The sequence below is a fragment of the Bradyrhizobium sp. ISRA430 genome, assembly GCF_029909975.1.
Classification (GTDB): Bacteria; Pseudomonadota; Alphaproteobacteria; order Rhizobiales; family Xanthobacteraceae; genus Bradyrhizobium.
Genome location: NZ_CP094516.1, coordinates 4,691,842 through 4,707,480, shown reverse-complemented (window position 1 = coordinate 4,707,480; position 15,639 = coordinate 4,691,842). Strand labels below are relative to the sequence as shown.

Sequence of the window (15,639 nt, the reverse complement as noted above, 5' to 3'; positions counted from 1 at the left end):
AGCATTTGCGCATGGCGCAGCTTTCACGCCGGCATGTGCTGGCCCTAGGCGCAGGCGGCGCGCTCAGCGCTGCCTGGCTGCGCGGCGCGGCGGCGTCGGAGGCGCCCGCCGAGGTCCATGGCATCTCGGCGTTCGGCGATCTCAAATATCCCGCCGACTTCCACCACTTTGACTACGTCAATGTCGGCGCGCCGAAGGGCGGCACGTTTTCCCTCATCCCCTCGGTGCGCGCCTACAACCAGTCCTACCAGACCTTCAACTCGCTCAACGCGTTCATCCTGAAAGGCGACGGCGCGCAAGGCATGGACATGACGTTCGCGCCGCTGATGGTGCGAGCGAGTGACGAGCCGGACGCGATGTACGGGCTCGCCGCCAAGTCCGTGCAGATATCATCCGACAAGCTGGTCTATCGCTTCACCATGCGGCCCGAGGCGAAATTCCATGACGGGACGAAGCTGACTGCCCACGATGCGGCATTTTCGCTGACGGCGCTGAAGACCAAAGGCCATCCACTGATCATCGTGCAGATGCGCGACATGGTCAGCGCCGAAGCGCTCGATGATGCGACACTGGTTGTTACCTTTGCCAAGGGGCGCGCGCGTGATGTGCCGCTCTATGTCGCGAGCTTGCCGATCTTCTCGCAAGCGTACTATGCGTCTCGGACATTCGAGGAATCGACTCTGGATACTCCGCTTGGTTCGGGGCCGTACAAGGTTGGAAAGTTCGAGGTCAATCGCTACATCGAATTCGAGCGGGTGAAGGACTGGTGGGCTGCCGATCTGCCCGTTTGCCGGGGCAGCTACAATTTCGACGTCGTGCGCTATGAATTCTATCGCGATCGCGATGTCGCCTTCGAAGGCTTCACCGGTAAGAACTATCTCTACCGCGAGGAATTCACCTCTCGCATCTGGGCGACGCGCTACGACTTTCCTGCCGTGAAGGATGGTCGCGTCAAGCTCGAGGTCGTGCCTGACGACACGCCTTCTGGTGCGCAGGGCTGGTTCATCAACACGCGACGCGAGAAATTCAAGGACCCGCGCGTGCGCGAGGCCTTGATCAACGCTTTCGACTTCGAATGGACCAACAAGACCATCATGTACGGTGCCTACGCGCGCACCGTGTCGCCGTTCCAGAACTCGGATCTGATGGCGGGCAACGGACCTCCTTCACCGGAAGAGCTGAAGCTGCTGGAGCCGTTCCGTGGTCAGGTGCCGGACGAGGTCTTCGCCGCACCGTTTGCGCCTCCGGTTTCGGACGGCTCCGGGCAAGACCGCAGCCTGCTGCGCAAGGCGCAGCACCTGCTGAACGAAGCGGGAGTGCCCATCAAGGACGGCAAGCGGACGCTGCCGAATGGCGAGGTGTTCAGGATCGAGTTCTTGTTGGACGAGCCCTCCTTCCAGCCGCATCATGCGCCCTACATCAAGAACCTGGCGACGCTCGGCATCGAAGCGAGTGTGCGTCTCGTCGATGCCGTGCAATACAGGGCGCGCCAGGAAGATTTCGACTTCGACATGACGATCCAGCGTTTCAGCATGTCGGCGACGCCGGGCGATGCCATGCGCTCGTTCTTCTCTTCGCAGGTCGCGGCAACCAAGGGCTCGTACAACCTTGCCGGCATCGCCAGCCCGGCAATTGATGCCATGATCGAGAAGATCATCGCGGCCGAGAGTCGCGACGAATTGACCGTCGCCTGCCATGCTTTCGACCGTCTGTTCCGCGCCGGCCGCTACTGGGTGCCGCAATGGTATAACAAGACGCACCGGCTGGCCTATTGGGATCAGTTCGATCATCCGCAGAAGCTGCCGCGCTATGCGAACGGCGTCGGCGCTCCGGATATCTGGTGGCACGACTCAGCCAAGGCGGCCAAGCTCGATCAGGCGAAATCACAATGAGCGCCTATATCGCCCGCCGCATCCTCCTGATGATCCCGACGCTGCTCGGGATCCTGTTCGTGTCCTTCGTCGTCGTGCAATTCGCGCCGGGCGGTCCAGTCGAGCGCGTGATCGCACAGCTCTCCGGCGCCGATACCGGCGGCAGTTCGCGCATCTCGGGCGGCGGCGACTTCGCGCAGCGGGCTCCGGGACAGGTCGGCGCAGGTGGTGACGCCATCAACTCGAAATACCGCGGTGCGCAGGGGCTCGATCCCGATTTCATCAAGAAGCTCGAAGCGCAGTTCGGCTTCGACAAGCCCGCGCCGGAACGCTTCGCGCTGATGGTGTGGAATTTCGCCCGCTTCGATTTCGGCAAGAGCTATTTCCGCGACGTCAGTGTGATCCAGCTCATCAAGGAGAAGCTGCCGGTCTCGATCTCGCTCGGAATCTGGCTGACGCTGATCACCTACCTGATCTCGATTCCGCTCGGCATCCGCAAGGCGGTGAAGGACGGCACGCGCTTCGACACCTGGACGTCGGCTGCGATCATCATCGGCTTTGCCATCCCCGGCTTCCTGTTCGCGATCCTCCTGATCATCCTGTTCGCGGGCGGCTCGTTCTTCAACTGGTTCCCGCTGCGCGGCCTGACCTCGGACGGCTGGTCGCAGTTCCCCTGGTACTGGAAGATCATCGACTATTTCTGGCACCTGGTCCTGCCGCTGATCTCGATGGGTCTCAGCGCATTCGCGACCATGACGCTGCTCACCAAGAATTCGTTCCTGGACGAGATCCGCAAGCAATATGTCATGACTGCGCGCGCCAAGGGCTGCGGCGAGGGCCAGGTGCTCTACGGCCACATCTTCCGCAATGCGATGCTGATCGTGATCGCGGGCTTCCCGGGCGCGTTCATCCACGCCTTCTTCTCGGGCTCGCTCCTGATCGAGACCATCTTCTCGCTGGACGGACTCGGCCTGCTCAGTTTCGAGAGCGTGCTCAACCGCGATTATCCCGTCGTGTTCGGCACGCTCTACATCTTTTCGCTCGTCGGTCTTGTGGTCAATCTGGTCTCCGATCTGACCTATATGTGGATCGACCCGCGGATCGACTTCGAGGCGCGGGAGGTCTGATGACACTGACCGCGCCAACCCCGGTCGAGACCACGTCGAAATCGCCGTTCGGCGAAGCCGTGCCGATCACCCGCAAGTCGTTCGCGCCATCGCCGCTGAACAAGCGGCGCTGGCAGAACTTCAAGGCGAATCGGCGCGGCTACTGGTCGTTCTGGATCTTCATGGTCCTGTTCGTGGTGTCGCTGTTCGCCGAGCTGATCGCCAACGACCGGCCGTTCCTGATCAAGTATGACGGCCACCTCTACTGGCCGGCCTTCGTGACCTATTCGGAGACGACTTTCGGGGGCGATTTCGAGACTGCGGCCGACTACCGCGATCCCTATTTGCAGAAGCTGATCAAGGACAAGGGCGGCACCATCGTCTGGCCGCTGATCCGTTACTCCTACGACACCCACAATCTCGACCTGCCGACGCCCGCGCCGTCGCCGCCGACCTGGATGCTCACTGAGAAGCAGTGTCAGCCGGTCGTCGAGAAGAAAGGCCTGAAGAGCTGCCGCGATCTCGAATATAACTGGCTCGGCACCGACGATCAGGGCCGCGACGTGGTGGCGCGGCTGATCTACGGCTTCCGGATCTCGGTCCTGTTCGGCCTCTGTCTCACCATCGTATCGTCGATCATCGGCGTCGCAGCCGGCGGCATCCAGGGCTATTTCGGCGGCTGGATCGATCTCACCTTCCAGCGCTTCATCGAGATATGGACGGCGATCCCCTCGCTCTATCTGCTCCTGATCCTGTCCTCGGTGCTGGTGCCCGGGTTCTTCGTGCTGCTTGGAATCCTGCTGCTGTTCTCCTGGGTATCGCTGGTCGGCCTCGTGCGCGCGGAATTCCTGCGCGGGCGCAATTTCGAATACATCCAGGCCGCGCGCGCGCTCGGCGTATCGAACGCGGTGATCATGTTCCGGCATCTGTTGCCGAACGCGATGGTGGCGACCATGACGTTCCTGCCATTCATCGTGTCGTCCTCGGTGATGACGCTGACCGCGCTGGACTTCCTCGGTTTCGGCCTGCCGCCCGGATCGCCCTCGCTCGGTGAGCTCCTGTCGCAGGGCAAGTCCAACGTGCAGGCGCCGTGGCTCGGCTTCACCGGCTTCTTCTCGGTCGCGATCATGCTGTCGCTCTTGATCTTCATCGGCGAAGCCGTGCGCGACGCTTTCGATCCGCGCAAGACGTTCAGGTAGACCATGGACGCGATCAACCAGCCCCTGCTTGCCGTGCGCGACCTCTCGGTGGCCTTCCACCAGGGCGGCGCCACTACGCTTGCGGTCGACAAGGTCTCGTTCCAGATCAAGCGCGGCGAATGCGTGGCGCTGGTCGGCGAATCCGGATCCGGCAAATCGGTCAGCGCGCTCTCGATTCTGAAGCTGTTGCCCTATCCGAATGCCTCGCATCCCTCGGGCAGCATCCGCTTCAAGGGGAACGAGCTGATCGATCAGTCCGAGCGGCAGATGAGGGAGATTCGCGGCAGCGACATCTCGATCATCTTCCAGGAGCCGATGACCTCGCTCAACCCGCTGCACACGATCGAGGCGCAGATCGGCGAGATCATCCAGCTCCACAATCCGACCGGCAATGCGGAGGCGCGCCGCCGGACGGTGGAACTGCTGACGCAGGTCGGCATTCCCGACCCCGAAACCCGGCTCAAGAGCTATCCGCACCAGCTCTCCGGCGGCCAGCGCCAGCGCGTGATGATCGCGATGGCGCTCGCCAACGAGCCGGATCTTCTGATCGCGGACGAGCCGACCACGGCGCTCGACGTCACCGTGCAGGCGCAGATCCTGACGCTGCTCGCCGAGATACGCTCGCGGCTCGGCATGAGCCTGCTCTTCATCACCCACGATCTCGGCATCGTGCGCCGCATCGCCGACCATGTCTGCGTCATGAACGGCGGCAAGATCGTCGAGCAGGGACCGGTCGAGCAGGTCTTCAAGAGCCCGAAACATCCCTATACGCGCGACCTCTTGGCCGCGGAGCCGAAGCCCGACCCGGCGCCGCCGCAGCCGGGTGCGCCGGTGGTGATGTCGGCCAATGAGCTGAAGGTCTGGTTTCCGATCAAGCGCGGCTTGATGCGCAAGACGGTCGGCCACATCAAGGCGGTCGACGGCGTCAGCGTCGCCGTGCGCAAGGGCGAGACGCTCGGCGTCGTCGGCGAATCCGGCTCGGGCAAGACCACGCTGGGGCTGGCGCTGTTGCGGCTGATCTCCTCGAACGGCAGGATCGTGTTCTTAGGCGAGGACATCCAGGGTCTCCGCTTCAAGGAGATGCGTCCGTTCCGGCGCGACATGCAGATCGTGTTCCAGGATCCGTTCGGCTCGCTCAGCCCGCGTATGTCGATCGCCGACATCATCGGCGAAGGGCTGTCGGTGCATCAGCCCAAGCTGTCACGCGAGGAGCGCGAATCCCGCGTCGTCAAGGCGCTGGAGGATGTCGGGCTCAACCCGGAGACGCGCTTCCGCTATCCGCATGAATTCTCCGGCGGGCAGCGCCAGCGCATCAGCATCGCCCGTGCGATCGTGCTCGAGCCCGATTTCATCGTGCTGGACGAGCCGACCAGCGCGCTCGACATGCTGTTCCAGGCGCAGATGGTCGACCTCCTGCGCGAGCTTCAGCGCAAGCGCAATCTCACCTACATGTTCATCTCGCACGACTTACGCGTCGTCGCCTCGCTCGCGAGCCATCTCATCGTGATGCGCGGCGGCAAGGTGGTCGAGGAAGGCCAGGCGGCGGACCTCTTCAAGAACCCCAAAACCGACTACACCCGCGCGTTGTTTGCGGCTGCGTTCCGGCTGGAGACGGCCGGGGATGGATCGGTAGCGACGTAGTCTCCGTCATTTCCGGGAAATCGCATGTGGCCCTTTGGAGGCTGTCGGCGTGCTCGGTCTCATGGTTCGAGACGCGCCGTAAGTCGGCGCTCCTCACCATGAGGGGTCTGAGATCTCGCCGCGAAACAAGACCTCATTCTGAGGAGCCCGCCAAAAGCGGGCGTCTCGAAGGATGGGCCGCAAGGAAAGCCGCTACCAGGCGTTGAACCTTCCGCAGCATCATGGCCGGGCATAGCCGTCCCACTTGATATTCGGCTTACATTTTCCCTCCCGAAGGCTTATTCTCGCCGGTCAATCGCTGCCGCGCTCTCGGTGGATGGAGGGCAAGCCTGGGGAATGGTGCCATGCGCTATTTCTTCGAGGACTGTGTGTTGGACACCGATCGGCGCGAGTTGCGGCGCGGGCCCGCTGTTGTGCGGACGACGCCGCAGGTTCTCGACCTGCTCGAATTTTTGATCAGAAGCAGGGATCGCGTCGTCAGCAAGGATGATCTCATCAACGCGATTTGGAAGGGGCGCATCGTATCTGATGCGGCGCTGACGACCCGGCTGAACGCCGTCCGACGCGCGATCGGCGACTCCGGCGAGCAACAACGTCTCATCAAGACATTTCCACGAAAGGGCTTTCGTTTCGTGGGCGCTGTACACGATGAGGATCGGTGCTCGGGAAATGCGGTGGTCTCAGCCGCCCTCGCAGAACCGCCAAAGCTTGCCCGCACAGCCGGCAAGGCCGCGGCTTCGGTCCGAGATCTCTCTGAAAAAGGAGCTGGCAAGTGGCGATTCCGTGACTGGCTGGGTCACCTCAGAAGTCCTTTGAAGTTCGTCGGCGGAGCGCTGGCGTCGGTTGCCGCCATCGGCGCGATTGCCGGCGGCTTTGCCGGTTATTGGAATGTCTGGATGGCGATCCGTGCCGACGTCGTTCGGGAAGCTCAAAAGATCCAGGGACAACCGACGGCCAGGCCCGAGATCGCGCCTCGTCTCTCTCTCGTGGTGTTGCCCTTCGTCAACCTCAACAACGATCCGGAGCAGGACCGCTTTGCCGACGCCATCACGACAGATTTGACGACTGGTCTCGCGCGAATGCCCGCCACTTTCGTCATTGGACGCGAGACCGCCTTGACCTACAAGAACAAGCCGATTGATCTGAAGCAGCTCGGGACGGATCTCGGCATCCGCTGGGCTGTCCACGGCGCGGTGAGACGCAACGGAGACCAGGTCTGGATCAACGTATCGCTAACCGATCTTCAGACCACCCGCGACATCTGGTCGGATCGGTTCGACGGCGACCGAACAAATCTGGCCGTCTTGCAGGATAGCATCACGGCGCGGCTTCTCTGCGTTGCACACCTGCACCTCCGTCAATATGAAGAAGCCATCGAACAGTGTAGCCGCTCGTTAAATATCGGCGCGACCTTTCAAGCTTACATGAGTTGATCTCGGCTTACGGGTATGTGCACGCCCTAAAGCATGATCCGGAAAAGTGTGAAGCGACTTTGCGAAAAGATCATGCTCAAACAATAACCTAAAGAGCGATGACGATTCGTCCCGATCTCATCGCGCTTTAGAGCCGCTTGATCGCCGCGACCTCGCTGCCCGCCTGCTTGATCCGCGCGATGGCCGGCTCGATCGCCTCGATCACGGTCGCCATGTGATGCGCGTTGGCGTGAACCATGGTGCTGTCGTCGCGCACGATCGCGACATGGCCTTTCCAGAAGATCAGGTCGCCGCGTCGCAGTCTGTCCGCTTCGTGTGGCGCGAGCGCGCGGCCGAGGCCGGCCTGCTGCATGTCGCTGTCGCGTGGGCAGCCGATGCCTGCTGATGTCAGCGAGACCTGCACGAGACCGGAGCAATCGATGCCGAGGCTGCTCTTGCCGCCCCACAGATAGGGCGTGCCGACGAAACGCTCCGCGACCGCGACGAAATCCGGCTCGCGATGATCGAGTGCGGCAAGATGCGTCTTCGGCACATATGTCCCTTCACGCGTCACCGCGAAGTCGCCGTCCTCGCGTGCCACGGCAATCTTCGATCCCAGCACGAGCGTGTCCGCGGGCGGCAGCTTGATGGAGGGACCGGGAAAGGCGAACGTTCGCAGCGCGCTCACCAGGTGGGTCGGCGCGGTTCCGGGCCGCGCCAGCGCCGCATCCGGCAGCCAGCCGACATAGCCGTCGTCGGCAAGCTGGCCCCAGGCCCAGCCTTCTCCGTTGCGATCGTAGATCGTGACGCGCTCGCCGCGCAGCGCCTGTGTCATCAGCATCGCGTCCGATGACGGGCGTTCACGCATCGGCGCGATCGCCTCGATCACCTCGAATTCCTCGCCGCTGACGAAGCGATCGGCCTGGACCTTGCCTTCGAGATATTTGGCGGCGAGGTCGCCCCGCGCCGGCGTCAGCCGCGGATCATGCATAGCGCTGGCTCAGCAATGTGTAGAGGGCACGTGCGGCCTGGCATTCGCCGCCTTCCGGGCGCGCCGGCTTGGCCGACGGCGTCCAGCCGTAGATGTCGACATGCAGCCAGCTTTTGGCGTGCTCGACGAAGCGTTGCAGGAACAGCGCACAGGTGATCGAGCCGGCAAAGCTGCCAGACGGTGCGTTGGTGATGGTGGCCGTCTTGGAGTCCAGCCATGCATCGTAAGCCGGCCACAGCGGCATGCGCCATAACGGATCGTTCTCCTTCGCGGCGCAGCGCGCGACGTCGGCGGCGAGCGCCTCGTCATTGGTGTAGAACGGCGGCAGATCCGGCCCCAGGGCAACGCGCGCCGCGCCGGTCAGCGTGCCCAGATCGATCAGCAGATCCGGCTCCTCCTCGTCGGCCAGCGCCAGCGCGTCGGCGAGCACCAGGCGTCCTTCCGCGTCGGTGTTGCCGATCTCGACACTGATGCCCTTGCGCGAGGGGAAGATGTCGAGCGGACGGAAGGCGTTGCCGGAGACCGCATTCTCCACGGCCGGGATCAGCACGCGGAGCCGCACCTTCAGCTTCGCATCCATCACCATGCGCGCGAGCGCCAGCACGTTGGCGGCGCCACCCATGTCCTTTTTCATGATCAGCATGCCGCTCGACGGTTTCAGGTCGAGCCCGCCGGTATCGAAGCAAACGCCCTTGCCGACCAGCGTCACCTTGGGATGTCCAGGATTGCCCCAGCCGATGTCGATCAGCCGCGGTGCGCGGCCCGAGGCCATGCCGACCGCATGGATCAGCGGAAAATTTTTCGCCTTCAGATCCTCGCCGACAGTGCAGGCAAAGCTGGCCCCGAACTCGGCCGCGAGCGCTTGCGCGGCAGCGGCCAGTTCTTCCGGCCCCATGTCATTGGCCGGCGTGTTGATGAGGTCGCGCGCCAGCATCGCGGCATCGGCGACCCGGTCGATCTCAACCGCGTCGACGCCGTCCGGCGGCACCAGGCGCACGTCGGGCCGGTCCGTCTTGCGATAGCGGGCGAAGCGGTAGCTGCCGAGGGCGAAGGCCAGCGCCGCCAGCCGTGCGTCGTGCGGTGCATTGGCAAAGCGATAGCTGCCGGGCGGCAACAGGCCCGGCAAGGCACCCGGCCGGAACAGATCGCGCGATCGGGCGCCGTTGTCCTCAAGGCCGAACAGGACCTGCGCAATCGCGCCGTCCGGCGCGGGCAGCGCGAGATAGGTCCCCGGCTTGGCGGTAAAGGCGCTCGCGGTGGCGAACTGCCGTTGCGCCGGCGGCAGCGTCTCGCAAACCGCGTCCCAAGTCGACTTGGTGACGAAAGTGATCGGGATGGCGGTCGGGGACGTCTCGAAGACGGAGGGCATTGGCAGGTCCGGATCGTCAGATCAAAGAGGCAGTGTGGCGGCCAAGAGACTTCGCAGAGTTTCGCCGCGCCTGCAATCGGCTTTGCGAGCACCGCTCGGCAAGCCGCTACTCGCCTCCGGGGCGTCATGCTAGGTTCCGTGCACGGTCGCGGAACGGCGCGGAGATTGCCGGCGACCGAAGACCAGCAGTGCCGGGAGGAAATGCAATGGACGTCGTGTGGAGCATAGTCACATTCTTCGGCCACGCCATCGAAGCGATCTTTGGCTATGTCGAGCACCACCACTGGATCTTCGCGTTCCTGGCAGGCGGCTACGTCTTCTATCTTCACGATCGCTCCGTCCATGCGCGGTTCGACGCGCTCGACAAGCGCCTGGACGAGATCCGCAAGCGTCTCGCCATCGAATATTGATCGGAGCTCGGCCGTGTACCGATAAACTCGTTGGTGGCTACGTCAGCTTCGCCCCAATAGCGATCGGGCGCGCGGGGCCGCGCAATATGTCGCGAAGGGTCATGAGCTGACTTCCAAAATGAAAGAGGTCGCCAACTGAGGCGGCCTTAAGTCTTGTCGGTGTCGTCCGACGACCGCGCGATCAAGGCGCCACCCTCAGCAGAGTGAAAATTCGATGATCGCGGCTCTTGGTTTAGATTAGATGTCGCGCTGCCTTGTGGTCGCGGACGACCAGACCTGCCGCTATTGCGTCCTCATGAGCCCGTTCGCGTAATCGTTCTTCGGGTTGTACCCGGACTCACGTAGATTTCGGAGATACAAGGCATGGTCGCTGCTGCTGACACCACCGGGCGCCACGATTGGGGTCGCGGCTATGCTGGCATGTGCGTTCATCACGTTGCGATGATGAGTCCGCTGAGCGGCCAAAGCGACGGACGTAGAGAGAGTGAGGATAGCAAGACCGACGACAATGCTTCTGGTCATGGCAACAGCTCCTCTGTGTATCCGCCCCAGGAGCGCGTGCTTAAACTATAGCGTAACCTCAAACTCCTCCCATCACACATTTCCGCGATCCCTCGTGCATCGTGTGGTCATTCAGCTCCTGTCAAATCGCAAGTCTCCAATCGCAGCGGTTTGGGTCTGCTGTTCATTCGACAGCCGACCTGTCCATTGTCGCAGGCGGTTGACAGCGTAGAGCCCGATAACCGTCGTCGATCCGCAACCTACCAGCGAGAGAAATTAGGTTTGACCTTCTCGATCAACTCCGTCGACCGGTGCATCGCCTATCGCGTTCAGTAGCTTTGTGACGACAATCATCACCAGGATTCGGAAGGAGTCCTGACAGCACGCCGGGCCGATCGCTGCAAGACGATTTTCGGAGCGGTTTCAAAGTCGTTTGGGCCCCGTCCCGGTTTCGAGAGATGTTCGCTCAACATCTCAGGCCAATCACCTCGAACGCCTATGAAAGCGCAGACGCGTTCTTTCAGGCTTGGCCGCGCTTGATCACGGCTTCAGTCGCGCATGGCACTATACAGCGACTTTGAGCAGAATCAGACAAAGCATGGCCGTTTTAGGAAAGATCACGTGGTTCTACGCGCCTAGAACGCGGCGTGTACCGGACCAATACGGGCAGACAAGAAGCAACGGCCTCGTACCGGCCCACAGACAGCCGGCGCCGAGCGAGCGCATGGCCTCCCCCCAAAGCGAACAATGCACCGGCATGAGCAAGCCAATCTTGTCCGATGTTTCGAAGAATCTTTCGGCCGCATCTGAGGCGCGCGCGAGCAACGTTCCGATTGCCGACGGGCGTCGTGCCGATGCAGAGATGGCCCGCGTGCTCGGGACCGAACCATTTCGCATGGCGTTGGACGCCTCCGGTGCCGGGATCGCCCACTGGAAACATGAACCATTGCACGACGTCGTCGAGGCCATGAACCACCACGTCATCATGGCTTACAACGGCATGATACAGCGCATGGAGCGACGGTCGGGAAGATCAGTTACGAATGGAACGTTTCGTCCCGGAGTTGTGATCATCATTCCGGAAGGATCAAGCTCCCGATGGGATATTCCCAAGCCTGTTGATGTCGTCCAGCTCTATCTTCCTCACGCAACGCTGAAGCGCGTCGCCAACGAAGCCGACATCGCCACGCCGATCGATCTCATGGAGCGAACGGCGCATCCCGACCCCTTTACATCTCGATTGCTCTTGAGCGCAGCCGATGTCATAGACGGCAATGGGGCCCTGGATACGCTGTTCAGGCATCAGTTGACGGATCTCCTGGCCACGCGCCTCCTGGTTGCGCACGCCGGCTCGCCAACCACGTTCCAGCCGACCATCGGTGGGTTGTCGCCGAAAGTCCTGCTCCGTGCCATCGAACGGTTGCGCTCGGACAGCGATGCGGACGTCTCCCTCGATGCGCTGGCTTCCGATGCCGGCCTGTCGCGCTTCCATTTCTGCCGCGCCTTCAAGGAAAGCACCGGGCTTTCGCCCCATGCCTGGCTGCGCCAGTACCGGCTCGAGCAGGCCATGAACATGCTGCGTGACCCCGACGCATCCGTGGTCTCGGTCGCAGCGGCGCTTGGCTATGGCTCCCAGACTGCCTTCGCCGCCGCGTTCAAGCGCCTGACCGGCGAAACGCCGAGCAATTGGCGGCGACGATCGCGTTAACAGCAATCGCGCTGCAAACACCTCAATCGCTATGGGGCAGCGCGGACCCTGATTAGCTAAATCATCTTCATGACCACGCCTACTGCATGGAGATGAACAAATGGCCTGGATCGTCAGTCAGTTTGCAAAAGCCTCGCGGCGAAACGTGCTCGCGAGCGGGCTCACCTACGCGGCTTCCTTAACTGTTCGCTCCTCTTCGGCCGCCGGCAAAGAAACCAATGTTTCGACATCTGGCGCTCGAGGGACCAATCTCGTGACCTCCGTCACGACCAAGGATGGCGTGGAAATATTCTACAAAGACTGGGGACCGAAGTCCGCCCAACCAATCGTTTTTCACCACGGTTGGCCGCTGAGTTCCGACGACTGGGAGACCCAGATGCTCTTCTTCGTCGGCAAGGGCTACCGTGTCATCGCCCATGATCGCCGCGGTCACGGGCGCTCGAGCCAGCCAAGCGACGGCCATGATATGGATCACTACGCGGCTGATGCCGCAGCCGTCGTCGAGCATCTTGATCTTCGCAACACCATTCATGTCGGCCATTCCACTGGCGGCGGTGAAGCCGCGCGTTATGTTGCGCGTTACGGCAGGGATCGCGTAGCCAAACTGGTTCTCATCGGCGCCGTACCGCCATTGATGGTGAAGACGGAGGCCAATCCGGGCGGCTTGCCCATCGAAGTGTTCAATAACCTGCGCGCTCAGCTCGCAGCGAATCGTGCACAGTTCTATTTCGGTTTCGCGAGCGGCCCCTTCTACGGCTACAACCGACCGGGTACGGAGGCGTCGCAAGCGGTCATCTGGAACTGGTGGCGCCAGGGGATGATGGGCAGCGCCAAGGCGCACCATGACGGCATCAAGGCCTTCTCGGAAACGGACTTCACAGAGGATCTGAAGAACATCAACGTGCCCACGCTTGTGCTGCATGGCGGGGACGATCAGATCGTGCCCGTCGCAGACTCTGCCCCTCTTTCGGCGAAGCTTTTGAAGCGCAGCATCCTGAAGATCTACGACCTGCTGCCGCACGGCTTGTGCACGACGCATGCCAACATCATCAACGCCGAGCTTCTCTCGTTCATCTCGGCCTAGTCGTCTTCCGGCGGCCTTTTTGCGTTCGAGCATCCCAACCACAGGAGTAGATCATATGCGACTCGTCATCATCGGCGCCGGCTTCGCCGGTATGTACGCCGCCCTTTCCGCTGCCCGCCTGCGCGACATCAGAGGCGCATCACCCGAAGAGCTCGAGATCGCGATGGTCGCGCCAGAGCCGACTCTGGTGGTCCGCCCACGGCTCTACGAAGCGAAGCCGGAGACCCTGACGGCACCTCTCCAAGATGTTCTTAGAGCCATCGATGTTGTCTACGTGCAAGGCAGCGCTGAGACGATCAACACCAAATCCCGCACGGTGGAGATCGTCACGGCCAAGGGCACCAAGAAGAGTCTTTCCTACGATCGAGTGGTTGTGGCGACCGGTAGCCGGCTTTTCCGTCCGAATATCCCTGGTCTCGCCGAGCATGGCTTCAGCGTTGACCAGCTCGATGACGCGATCGCCCTCGACCGGCATCTGCACAGTCTGGCCGATCGACCGGCAAGGAACGGGCGCGACACGGTCGTTGTGGCCGGCGGCGGCTTCACCGGCATCGAGACGGCCACCGAGATGCCGGCGCGGCTTCGCGCGATCCTCGGCAAGGAGGCCAAGACGCGCGTCATCGTCGTCGATCGGAACAGTGTGATCGCTCCCGACATGGGCGAGGGTCCGCGTCCGATCATTGAACAGGCAATGCGCAAGCTTGGTGTGGAGATCCGGCTTGGCGCTGGCGTCGCCGAACTGGACAAGTCCGGCGTCACGCTTTCGAACGGCGAACGCATCGAATGCGCGACCGTGATCTGGGCCGCCGGCATGCGCGCGGCTCCGTTGACCGCGCAGATCCCAGCCGAGCGCGACAATTTCGGCCGGCTGCTGGTCGACCGCGACCTACGCGTGTTGTCGGTGCCTGGCGTCTTCGCCACCGGCGATGCCGCCAGGGCAGCATGCGACGAGGTCGGCAATTACGCGCTGATGTCATGCCAGCACGCCACGCGGATGGGTGCCTTTGCCGGAAACAATGCCGCCGCCGAGCTCCTGGGTGTTCCGACCAAGCCCTACCACCAGAAGGCCTACGTCACCTGTCTCGATCTCGGCGAAGCAGGCGCGCTGTTCACCCGCGGCTGGGATCGCAAGGTGGAGATGGTCGGCGACGTCGCCAAGAAGACCAAGCAGGAGATCAACACCGTCTGGATCTATCCGCCGCGCGCCGAGCGTGCCGCCGCGCTGGCCTCGGCCGATCCGGAGCGCGTGACTGACCTCTAGGCGTCTCACACGACATCGGCCGCGAACTCACGCGCGAGCGCACGGCAGCCTGGCTCGATGGCGGCTGGACTGCCCAGTAGACCAAAGAAGGAGATCGAAGATGAAAAGTGAAAAGGTCGTCATCGTGACGGGTGGCAGCTCTGGCATCGGGCGGGCGGCGGCACTACGGTTTGCCGGACAAGGCGACAAGGTGCTCGTGACCGGCCGCCGTCCCGGCCCCGTCGAGGAAACGATTGCCGAGCATGCGAACATCGCCGGTCTCGTTGCAGATGTCGCCTCGGCCGAAGATGCCAGGCGCACAATCGCCAAGGCGGTCGATACCTGGGGCAAGGTGGACGCCTTGGTCAACAACGCGGGCGCAGGGGCAATCCTCCCGCTGGCCGATGCGACAGCCGATCGGATCATGGACATTTTCTCCGTGAATGTGGTCGGCCCAAGTCTGCTCGCCGCCGCTGCTCTTCCTCACCTGAAGGCAACACGGGGCACGATCATCAATGTCTCAAGCACCTTCGGTCACAAGCCGGCGGCTGGACTGTCCCACTATGCAGCCAGTAAGGCGGCTTTGGAGCACCTGACCCACTGTTGGGCGCTGGAGCTTGCGCCAATTGGCATACGGGTGAACGCCGTCGCGGCGGGGCCAACGGAATCAGGCGCTCTGACCGGCATGATGGGGCTGTCCTTGGAACAGGCTGCGGCGATCAAGGAGCAGGAGCGCGCGCGCATCCCGCTCGGGCGGCGCGGCGTTCCGGACGACGTCGCAGAATGGATCGTGCGGCTTGCCAGCCCAGCTTCGGAATGGATGACGGGGCAGGTGGTCGCTATCGATGGTGGCTTGGGACTGTCTTAATTGCAGGACCGTACGGCCGCATTGCGACGCCGACCATTGTTGCCCGAGTGAGCCTTTGTCCCGCGAAAGCCTGGGCGATTGGCGCAGGCGCATCCTTGGCAGCAATCGCCCTATAGGGACCGCAACCGCTCTGGGGCAGTCGCAAGTCAAGTTCGATAGACCATCACGGTGACACGCCGATCGTGTCACCGATCTCTGAACACCAATGTTGATCGCGCTTCGCACGCGAGAAGCGCGAC

General features: G+C 62.6%; 12 protein-coding genes. 10 read left to right on the top strand and 2 right to left on the bottom strand.

The window, feature by feature from the left end; all coding sequences use genetic code 11:
• Positions 1–11 precede the first annotated feature (11 nt).
• The 5 genes from MTX21_RS22455 (at position 12) to MTX21_RS22435 (ending at position 7,250) form a co-directional block, all read left to right on the top strand.
• Complete coding sequence (locus MTX21_RS22455) at positions 12–1,892, top strand: extracellular solute-binding protein (protein ID WP_280966855.1); 1,881 nt, start codon at positions 12–14, stop codon at positions 1,890–1,892.
• Positions 1,889–2,998, top strand: coding sequence for a microcin C ABC transporter permease YejB (locus tag MTX21_RS22450; RefSeq protein ID WP_280966854.1), 1,110 nt, complete (start codon positions 1,889–1,891; stop codon positions 2,996–2,998). The genes MTX21_RS22455 and MTX21_RS22450 overlap by 4 nt, the downstream gene beginning before the upstream one ends.
• Positions 2,998–4,176 carry an ABC transporter permease gene (locus MTX21_RS22445; RefSeq protein ID WP_280966853.1) on the top strand — a complete coding sequence of 393 codons (1,179 nt, stop codon included), beginning with the start codon at positions 2,998–3,000 and terminating at the stop codon, positions 4,174–4,176. Before MTX21_RS22450 ends, MTX21_RS22445 begins: the two co-directional genes overlap by 1 nt.
• Before the next feature lie 3 nt (positions 4,177–4,179).
• Positions 4,180–5,817 (top strand): ABC transporter ATP-binding protein, encoded by a 1,638-nt coding sequence (locus MTX21_RS22440; protein WP_280966852.1) that lies wholly within the window; start codon positions 4,180–4,182, stop codon positions 5,815–5,817.
• A gap of 344 nt (positions 5,818–6,161) precedes the next feature.
• The gene (locus MTX21_RS22435) at positions 6,162–7,250 is read left to right on the top strand and encodes a winged helix-turn-helix domain-containing protein (RefSeq protein WP_280966851.1); all 1,089 of its coding nucleotides are present in this window, start codon (positions 6,162–6,164) and stop codon (positions 7,248–7,250) included.
• 127 nt (positions 7,251–7,377) lie between these two features.
• On the opposite strand, the gene MTX21_RS22430 is transcribed toward MTX21_RS22435, so the two are convergent.
• Both MTX21_RS22430 and MTX21_RS22425 read right to left on the bottom strand, forming a co-directional pair.
• The gene (locus MTX21_RS22430; protein ID WP_280966850.1) at positions 7,378–8,220 is read right to left on the bottom strand and encodes a C40 family peptidase; all 843 of its coding nucleotides are present in this window, start codon (positions 8,218–8,220) and stop codon (positions 7,378–7,380) included.
• The gene (locus MTX21_RS22425; RefSeq protein ID WP_280966849.1) at positions 8,213–9,589 is read right to left on the bottom strand and encodes a leucyl aminopeptidase family protein; all 1,377 of its coding nucleotides are present in this window, start codon (positions 9,587–9,589) and stop codon (positions 8,213–8,215) included. Before MTX21_RS22425 ends, MTX21_RS22430 begins: the two co-directional genes overlap by 8 nt.
• A gap of 206 nt (positions 9,590–9,795) precedes the next feature.
• Here MTX21_RS22425 and MTX21_RS22420 point away from each other — a divergent pair, with 206 nt between their 5' ends.
• From MTX21_RS22420 to MTX21_RS22400, 5 genes are all read left to right on the top strand, one after another.
• Positions 9,796–9,999 carry a hypothetical protein gene (locus MTX21_RS22420; RefSeq protein ID WP_280966848.1) on the top strand — a complete coding sequence of 68 codons (204 nt, stop codon included), beginning with the start codon at positions 9,796–9,798 and terminating at the stop codon, positions 9,997–9,999.
• Between the two features lie 1,258 nt (positions 10,000–11,257).
• On the top strand, positions 11,258–12,208 hold the full coding sequence (locus tag MTX21_RS22415; RefSeq protein WP_280971137.1) for an AraC family transcriptional regulator: 951 nt from the start codon (positions 11,258–11,260) through the stop codon (positions 12,206–12,208).
• A gap of 253 nt (positions 12,209–12,461) precedes the next feature.
• A complete protein-coding gene (locus MTX21_RS22410) occupies positions 12,462–13,292 on the top strand; it encodes an alpha/beta hydrolase (protein WP_280971136.1) in 831 nt (276 codons plus the stop codon).
• 55 nt (positions 13,293–13,347) lie between these two features.
• Positions 13,348–14,553 carry an NAD(P)/FAD-dependent oxidoreductase gene (locus tag MTX21_RS22405; protein WP_280966847.1) on the top strand — a complete coding sequence of 402 codons (1,206 nt, stop codon included), beginning with the start codon at positions 13,348–13,350 and terminating at the stop codon, positions 14,551–14,553.
• A gap of 100 nt (positions 14,554–14,653) precedes the next feature.
• Positions 14,654–15,400: an SDR family oxidoreductase gene (locus MTX21_RS22400; protein WP_280966846.1), complete on the top strand. Its 747-nt coding sequence runs from the start codon at positions 14,654–14,656 to the stop codon at positions 15,398–15,400.
• Positions 15,401–15,639: the final 239 nt, after the last annotated feature.